Origin of the sequence: Acinetobacter sp. UBA3132 (assembly GCF_002364825.1) — a bacterium.
Classification (GTDB): domain Bacteria; phylum Pseudomonadota; class Gammaproteobacteria; order Pseudomonadales; family Moraxellaceae; genus Acinetobacter; species Acinetobacter schindleri.
Window position 1 is genome coordinate 1 of record NZ_DEZM01000097.1, and the last position, 5,582, is coordinate 5,582.

Here is a 5,582-nt window from a genome sequence, read left to right on the forward strand (position 1 = left end):
AATAAGACCAAACGCAAAGTCATACCAGTTGTGCTGGCGACCATAGCAAGAGTGAACCACCTGATCCCTTCCCGAACTCAGAAGTGAAACCTCTTAGCGCTGATGGTAGTGTGGGGTTTCCCATGTGAGAGTAAGTCATCGCCAGCTCATTATTCTAAACACCCTCTGTCAAATGACAGGGGGTGTTTTTTTATGGCCAAGATTTAAGAAAGCATCTAAATATTAAGTTTTATATAAAGCTACAGCAGAAAATTTGCTCATTATATAAAGTCATAGTGTTATCTTCTAGGATGAATTCCCTGTAATCGATTTTAGTAGTGTTTTTTAGCTGATGCTTAAGTGCAGTATCGCTATTAAATACTTCGCTACAGTGCCTAGGAGGGCGGGTGAAAGGTGAATAACTTTGTTTACCTACCACCATGGTGGTAATAAAACGTTTTGCGAGCTATCGGTAGATAGACTTATAGCTAGATGGACTCAAATGCCTTATATGAAGGGTATTGATATCTACGGTGTATATTTCATAAAGGATGAAAGATTTACATATAAATATTATTTTTTAGTTATATGCTGTATGTTTACATAGAAATAAAAAACCAGCTCAAAGCTGGTTTTTTATTAGATGGATAATTTAAGCAAACACTTTCATAACCTGATCTAGAAGTACCCATAGGATCACAATCGCCACTACAAGCTCTGCAATTTTTGCCCAAGTTGGCGCATTGACTACAACCACATCTTCAACGTCATGTTCTAGGGACTGATTGTTTTGGCTGACCATCTGATTAAACTCCTTCATCGTTGCCTCCAATGATAGCTCTTCTTGTGGCATTGGTTTAGAGCCTTTCAGTTCTAACAGATTATTTGTTGTCCAAACCCAATCATCTGCTTGACCAGAAAGATGCTCGATCTGACCATATAACAGTTCCTGAATACTGTTCAGATTATGATTGCCGGTATCATGTAGCTGTTTAAGCTCTATTAGCTGAAGTTTGAAAATCTCATAAATATTGGCTTCTTGTACTTCACGAGAAAGAGTAGACTGATTGGATTTAAGTGTACTCAGATGACGGGCAATTTCCTGGATATATAGTTCATCAGGATGCTTAATTTCATTATAGATCTTATTCGGATTAAGCTTCCATTCACTAACCAGCTTACCTAAAGTCAGCGCACTGATTTCGGCAATGTATGCACGACGTTCCTGCTTTGGATACTGACTTAGAAGCTCAGGCTTTTGAGTTTCTATCTGTTCAACAAAATATTGTACTAAATCAAAAGCCATTCACTTACTCCGTTCTTATTTAATCTAATAACCTGAGGCTTGGTTTTTTCTTTGGTGTTTCAGGTTCTTCTTCAATGTTTGATTTTAAAGCATCTTCTTCAGTTTGTGTATGCTCATATTCATTTGGATCAAAGAATAGTCCCTGACCATTTTCACGTGCATAGATGCCAAGTACCGCAGCCATTGGTACATAAATATCACGTGATACACCACCGAAACGTGCAGAGAATGTAATCGCGTCATTGCTCATATGTAGCGCATGTACGGCGTGTGGTACGATATTTAGAATGATCTGGCCATCTTTAATAAACTGTTCTGGAACCATGGTATTTGGACGCGTAGCATCAACCAATAGGTATGGTGTCATATTGTTATCACAGATCCATTCATAAATCGCACGAGACATATAAGGACGTGTAGGCGTAAGGTTGAATTCCTGTTCAGACATAATGAATACTCGATTAATTTGATAACTGGGCAGCGTAGCGGTTCTTTTCCTGCAACGTCATTGATTTGATAAAAGCAGGACGGCTGAAGATTCGCTGGCAATACAGATAGAATGGGCGGCATTGCTGTTTAGGTAATTCTACACCCATACTGTGCAAACGGATGAACATCGGCGCAAGCATGCAGTCCAAGATACTGAACTGCTCTGACATGAAATAGGGAAAGTGCTGAAATAGTGGCATCAGTGATACCAGAATATCGCGAAGCTGTTTTTGCGCCTGAGCTTTCGCAGCGGGATCTAAAGAATCCGGGTGTTTGAGCATGATATCGGCCAGTTTAAGCCAGTCATGTTCAAAGCGCCATAGATATTGGCGTTGCTCAGCTCGCGGCATCGGTGCATCGGCATAGAGCTTGTTCTGGCGATAGCGATCATCAATATATTCAGAAATAATCTGGCTAATAAATAATTTCAGATCATTTTCAATTAGCATTGGTAGCTGATTATAAGGATTTAGACTGGCCAAGTCCTCATCGTCACTATCGACCAAGATTAAATGATATTTAATTTGTTTTTCGGTAAGAACGTAGCGAATCCAATGGGAACGAAAGTCATCGGCATGGCTATATAAGGTGATTCCTTGAAGTGGCGCGCTTTCGACTGACATAAATCCTGAGCAAATTTTAGTGAGTAGAATAGGATACTAAAAATCAACCTAAAAAGCACGAAGCATAAAAGACCAATTGGCTTTTGACAGGGTAGATTATAAGAAAAAATGAAAGGAGCAGAACAAGATGATCATGAATTTAGGTTTAATCATAGTGTTTGTGATTATAGGTATAGCCAACTATTATCTGACCAAGTCCTTCTGGTGTCATGAAGGGGTGTGGGGTAAAGATGTTCATGAACAATAATATATACAATTCTATTCAGTGGTAAATTTAAAGTCATAAAAAAACCCTGGAATAAACCAGGGTTTTTTTTCCGATTCGGTAAACGAATTAACGTTTAGAGAATTGAGGACGTTTACGAGCTTTACGTAAACCAAGTTTCTTACGTTCAACTTCACGAGCATCACGAGTAACGAAACCAGCTTGACGAAGAGCAGGTTTAAGTGTTTCGTCAGCAGCGATCAATGCACGAGTAATACCGTGACGGATAGCGCCTGCTTGACCACCGATACCACCACCAGCAACAGTGATGTAAAGGTCATATTTGTTAGTTGCTTCAAGAAGTTCTAACGGTTGGTTAACAACCATACGAGCAGTCTCACGACCGAAGTATTGTTCTAAAGAACGGTTGTTAATTACGAGTTTACCAGTACCAGCAGATAGGAAAACACGTGCAGTTGCGGTCTTACGGCGACCTGTACCATAGTTTGTAGCCATGTGCTGTATCCCTTAGATGTCCAAAACTTGTGGCTGTTGAGCTGTGTGAGGATGCTCAGTACCAGCGTACACTTTCATTTTCTTGATCATTGCATAACCAAGAGGACCTTTTGGCAACATGCCTTTAACAGCGCGTTGGAAGATCTCTTCTGGTTTGTGTGCAACTAATTTTTCGAAGTTAGTTTCACGGATACCACCAGGGAAACCAGTATGGCGATAGTATTTCTTATCAAGTGATTTTTTACCAGTCACTTGAACTTGCTCAGCATTAATAACAACGATGTAATCGCCAGTGTCAACGTGAGGAGTATAAGAAGTTTTGTGCTTACCGCGTAAACGACGAGCGATTTCCGTCGCAAGACGGCCTAGAGTTTTGCCAGAAGCATCAACAACGTACCAGTCGTGTTGAACTTCAGCTGGCTTAGCGCTGAGAGTTTTCATTAAACCACTACCTATTATAGTTGGTTTGGACGGTGGAATCTGTCCAAACAAAAGGAGACGAGATTCTAAACGAATACGTGAAGAATCACAAATGAAAATTAAAAATTTCAAGCGCTGTATTTTATATAATCTACGAGCATAAGGGAAGAAAAATTAAGCAGAATGCATAAAAATAACTGGCGAGATTTGTAACGCAGATTTCTCTGAGAATCACAACAGTCCAAAACACTGTACAGATCGCTGCACGCAAGCCTGTTTGAAACAGGCTATACTATTGAAGGCCTTAGTGAATAGAGAAGAAGATGCTGCCTTTATATGTCACCAGCGGTGAACCTGCCGGAATTGGTCCTGATATCTGCTTGAGTCTGGCAAATCGGGTTGATGAGCGTCCGATTGTGGTACTTGCGGATCTGGAAATGTTGGGTCAGCGTGCCCAGCAACTAAATCTGGCAATAGAGCTGATTGAATATAAGGGACAAGAGTCTTCTTCTGAAGAAGGTCAGCTCTATGTAGAGCATGTACCTTTAAAACAACAAGTGATATTGGGTGAGCTCAATAGCCATAACGCTGCTTATGTATTGGAACAATTACGTCGTTCAGCTGACTATGCCATGACCGGGAAAAGTGTTGGTGTGGCAACAGCACCAGTGCAAAAGTCAGTCATTAATGATGCCGGAATCCATTTCAGTGGGCATACTGAATATTATCAGGAATTTGCCGGTGTGGCTCGTGTGGTGATGATGCTAGCGACCAAAACCTTACGTGTCGCTTTAGCAACAACGCATCTTCCGTTACGGGCAGTCGCGGATGCAATTACGCCTGAGCGTTTGCATCAGGTGATTGATATCCTGATTCATGATTTGAAATCAAAATTTAAAATTGAGCATCCGCATATTTTAGTCTGTGGTCTGAATCCTCATGCCGGTGAGGGAGGGTATCTCGGTATGGAAGAGATTGAAGTGATCAATCCAGTATTGGAAACTTATCGTGCTCAAGGCATCAATATGAGCTTGAGCTTACCTGCTGATACCTTATTTACCCCGGAAAATTTAAAAGATGCGGATGCTGTTCTGGCGATGTATCACGATCAGGGCTTACCTGTGTTAAAATCGCAAGGCTTTGGTGAAGCCATCAATATTACTTTGGGCTTACCGTTTATCCGAACTTCTGTCGATCATGGCACAGCACTCTCCCTCGCAGGTACAGGACTTGCGAAAAGCTCAAGCTTACATGTCGCTGTCGATCTGGCGCTGGATTTAGCGCGCCACTGATGACTGTTCATTACTCACGTTGGAAATGTTTTTATGTATCAAATTAATGCCTTAAACCCAAAAGATGAAGGGCATCACACGCGTAAGCGTTTTGGTCAAAACTTCTTACATGACCAACGTGTCATTGCAAAAATTGTCCGTTCCGTGAATCCACGTGCGGGTGAAAATATTGTTGAAATTGGTCCCGGTCTTGCGGCTTTAACTTCACCTTTAATTGGTGAATGTGATGCTTTAACCGTTCTAGAGCTTGACCGTGACTTGGCTGCAGGTTTGCCGGGTCGTGTGCCGCATCCTGAACGTCTAACGATTATTGAAACAGATGCATTGAAATACGACTTCACGCAATTATTCCAACCTGACCGTCCATTACGTGTCGTGGGGAACTTGCCATATAACATTTCGACGCCACTGTTATTCCATCTTTTGGAATTCGGCGACAAAGTTAAAGACATGCATTTCATGTTGCAAAAGGAAGTAGTGGATCGTATTACCGCCTCGCCAAACACCAAAGAATATGGCCGTTTGTCGGTGATGATCCAGTATTACTGCAAACCGACATTCTTGTTTGAAGTGCCACCAGGTTCGTTTAATCCGCCGCCAAAAGTGACTTCTGCGGTATTCCGTCTAGAACCCTATGACGTAAAACCGATCGTGGCGAAGAATGAAAAAGCTTTGGCACGTCTGGTATCCCACGTATTTACCCAGCGTCGTAAAACTTTGCGTAATAGCTTAAAAGGCATGCTGGTTGAAGA

7 protein-coding genes and 1 rRNA gene are annotated in these 5,582 nt (G+C 41.5%); 3 read left to right on the forward strand and 5 right to left on the reverse strand.

Translation table 11 applies throughout. The features are described from left to right. Positions 1 to 32 precede the first annotated feature (32 nt). Positions 33 to 147 (forward strand): 5S ribosomal RNA (gene rrf / locus B4033_RS04645). A gap of 484 nt (positions 148 to 631) precedes the next feature. Here the strand turns inward: rrf and B4033_RS04650 are convergent. From B4033_RS04650 to rplM, 5 genes are all read right to left on the reverse strand, one after another. Continuing rightward, complete coding sequence (locus B4033_RS04650; RefSeq protein WP_286832439.1) at positions 632 to 1,285, reverse strand: hypothetical protein; 654 nt, start codon at positions 1,283 to 1,285, stop codon at positions 632 to 634. Between the two features lie 19 nt (positions 1,286 to 1,304). Further along, entirely contained in the window at positions 1,305 to 1,733 is a 429-nt protein-coding gene (locus B4033_RS04655) for a ClpXP protease specificity-enhancing factor (protein ID WP_004811307.1), read from the reverse strand. A 13-nt stretch (positions 1,734 to 1,746) separates the two neighbouring features. Then, positions 1,747 to 2,397, reverse strand: a complete 651-nt coding sequence (locus tag B4033_RS04660; protein WP_004811304.1) for a glutathione S-transferase N-terminal domain-containing protein — start codon at positions 2,395 to 2,397, stop codon at positions 1,747 to 1,749. 334 nt (positions 2,398 to 2,731) lie between these two features. After that, positions 2,732 to 3,118: a 30S ribosomal protein S9 gene (rpsI, locus tag B4033_RS04665; protein ID WP_004811301.1), complete on the reverse strand. Its 387-nt coding sequence runs from the start codon at positions 3,116 to 3,118 to the stop codon at positions 2,732 to 2,734. Positions 3,119 to 3,130: 12 nt separating this feature from the next. Beyond that, the gene (gene rplM, locus B4033_RS04670) at positions 3,131 to 3,559 is read right to left on the reverse strand and encodes a 50S ribosomal protein L13 (protein WP_004811299.1); all 429 of its coding nucleotides are present in this window, start codon (positions 3,557 to 3,559) and stop codon (positions 3,131 to 3,133) included. A 302-nt stretch (positions 3,560 to 3,861) separates the two neighbouring features. On the opposite strand from rplM, the gene pdxA reads away from it, so the two are divergent. Together pdxA and rsmA are read left to right on the forward strand one after the other, a co-directional pair. Next, a complete protein-coding gene (pdxA, locus tag B4033_RS04675; protein ID WP_286832441.1) occupies positions 3,862 to 4,830 on the forward strand; it encodes a 4-hydroxythreonine-4-phosphate dehydrogenase PdxA in 969 nt (322 codons plus the stop codon). 33 nt (positions 4,831 to 4,863) lie between these two features. Beyond that, the coding region (rsmA, locus tag B4033_RS04680; protein ID WP_286832442.1) for a 16S rRNA (adenine(1518)-N(6)/adenine(1519)-N(6))-dimethyltransferase RsmA at positions 4,864 to 5,582 on the forward strand (719 nt) is incomplete at its 3' end.